General features: G+C 69.5%; 2 protein-coding genes. Both read left to right on the top strand.

The window, feature by feature from the left end; translation table 11 throughout:
- The first annotated feature begins 151 nt into the window (after positions 1-151).
- Positions 152-769: a pyridoxal 5'-phosphate synthase glutaminase subunit PdxT gene (gene pdxT / locus ACFXAM_RS23525; protein ID WP_380294190.1), complete on the top strand. Its 618-nt coding sequence runs from the start codon at positions 152-154 to the stop codon at positions 767-769.
- A gap of 92 nt (positions 770-861) precedes the next feature.
- Positions 862-1,620 carry a YebC/PmpR family DNA-binding transcriptional regulator gene (locus ACFXAM_RS23530; RefSeq protein ID WP_049651428.1) on the top strand — a complete coding sequence of 253 codons (759 nt, stop codon included), beginning with the start codon at positions 862-864 and terminating at the stop codon, positions 1,618-1,620.
- Positions 1,621-1,673: the final 53 nt, after the last annotated feature.

A 1,673-nucleotide genomic window follows, 5' to 3' on the forward strand; every position in this document is an offset into this window, starting at 1 on the left:
CTTTGTTGGCATAAAACCGCGCAACGAGGGGGTTATCTGTGTGCAAACCCACCGGTGCTTTGATTGCCCCCCGGGAGGCCCCGCGGCGGGGTGATCCCGCGGGGGGGGGCCCGCCGCGCGTCGTCCGTTCGAGAGTCAAGAGGTACGAGAAGTGTCCACTCCAGTCATCGGCGTCCTCGCCCTGCAGGGTGACGTCCGCGAGCACCTGATCGCGCTGGCCGAGGCCGACGCGCTGGCCCGCCCGGTCCGCCGCGCGGAGGAGCTGGCCGAGGTCGACGCGCTGGTGATCCCCGGCGGGGAGTCCACCACGATGTCCAAGCTGGCGCTGCTGTTCGGCGTGATGGACCCGCTGCGCGAGCGGGTCGCCGCCGGCATGCCGGTGTACGGGACCTGCGCCGGCATGATCATGCTGGCGGACAAGATCCTGGACGGGCGCGAGGACCAGGAGACGGTCGGCGGCATCGACATGACGGTGCGCCGCAACGCCTTCGGCCGCCAGAACGAGTCCTTCGAGTCCGGGATCGCCTTCCGCGGTCTGGACGACGCCCCGGTGCACGGCGTGTTCATCCGCGCGCCCTGGGTGGAGTCGGTCGGCGCGGGCGTCGAGGTGCTGGCCGAGCTGCCGGCCGCCGACGGCCCGGAGAGCCGGATCGTGGCCGTCCGTCAGGGCAACCTGCTGGCCACCTCGTTCCACCCGGAGCTCACCGGTGACCACCGGGTGCACGGCCACTTCGTGCGCATGGTCGAGGAGCACCTCGCCGCCGCGTGACCGCGCGTGCATGACCGTGTGCGGTGGGGCGGCGGCCGCACCGGTAAGATCTCATCTGTTCATTTCCCTTTGGCGACGTAAAGGAGCTGGCGATGTCCGGCCACTCTAAGTGGGCTACCACCAAGCACAAGAAGGCCGTGATCGACGCCAAGCGCGGCAAGCTCTTCGCCAAGATGATCAAGAACATCGAGGTGGCGGCGCGCACCGGCGGCCCCGACCCGGCCGGCAACCCGACGCTCTACGACGCCATCCAGAAGGCGAAGAAGAGCTCGGTCCCGATCGACAACATCAACCGCGCCGTCAAGCGCGGTGGCGGTCTGGAGGCCGGCGGTGCCGACTACCAGACGATCATGTACGAGGGCTACGGCCCGAACGGTGTCGCGGTGCTCATCGAGTGCCTCACCGACAACCGCAACCGCGCGGCCTCGGACGTGCGCGTGGCGATGACCCGCAACGGCGGCTCGATGGCCGACCCGGGCTCGGTGTCCTACCTGTTCACCCGCAAGGGCGTCGTCATCGTCCCCAAGGCGGACGGTGTGGACGAGGACAAGCTCTTCGAGGTCGTCCTCGACCAGGAGCCCGAGGAGATCAACGACCTCGGCGACTCCTTCGAGATCGTCTCCGAGGCCTCCAAGATGGTCGCCGTGCGCACCGCCCTGGTGGACGCCGGCGTCGACTACGACTCGGCGGAGGCCAACTTCCTGCCGAGCATGCAGGTCGAGCTGGACGTCGACGGCGCCCGCAAGATCCTGAAGCTGATCGACGCCCTGGAGGACAGCGACGACGTGCAGAACGTCTTCGCCAACTTCGACATCAGCGACGAGGTCGGTGCGCAGCTCGACGCCGAGTGATCGTGCCCCCTCCCGGGCCGGGGGGGCCCCCCGCCGCCCGGGCCGGGGGGGGT

It is taken from the genome of Kitasatospora sp. NPDC059462 (assembly GCF_042749955.1).
Taxonomy (GTDB): Bacteria; Actinomycetota; Actinomycetes; order Streptomycetales; family Streptomycetaceae; genus Kitasatospora.

What these genes read in the sequence shown, in the direction of transcription:
- ACFXAM_RS23530 (WP_049651428.1), top strand. Translation starts at nt 862, where the DNA reads ATGTCCGGCCACTCTAAGTGGGCTACCACCAAGCACAAGAAGGCCGTG.